The sequence below is a fragment of the Bacillus sp. SIMBA_005 genome (genome assembly GCF_046535585.1).
Taxonomy (GTDB): Bacteria; Bacillota; Bacilli; order Bacillales; family Bacillaceae; genus Bacillus; species Bacillus pumilus.
Genome location: NZ_JAWRWI010000724.1, coordinates 1 through 256, shown reverse-complemented (window position 1 = coordinate 256; position 256 = coordinate 1). Strand labels below are relative to the sequence as shown.

Sequence of the window (256 nt, the reverse complement as noted above, 5' to 3'; positions counted from 1 at the left end):
CCGGTCAGGTGAACCCGCAGCTGGTCTCGAAGATCAACTCGCACGGCGCGGCGCCCAGTATCGGCAGGAGCAGCCTCCCGCCTCCGGCCGGCCAGTCGATGTCGAACGCGACCGCGTGCCGCGATGCGCGTCCGAGTCGCAGCACATCCCACCACCACCTGTTCAGCCGCGGCTTCGCAACGCCGACGTGGTTCGGCACGATGTCGACCAGGATGCCGAGCCCTGCGGCGCGGGCGGCGGCAGCGAAGCGCTCCAG

Annotated in this window: 1 protein-coding gene; it reads right to left on the bottom strand. The window is 71.1% G+C overall.

Features of this window, described 5'->3' with window-relative positions:
• Window positions 1-4: 4 nt before the first annotated feature.
• Window positions 5-256: hypothetical protein (locus tag SB660_RS21965; protein WP_410584564.1), on the bottom strand; the 252-nt coding region annotated here is incomplete at its 5' end.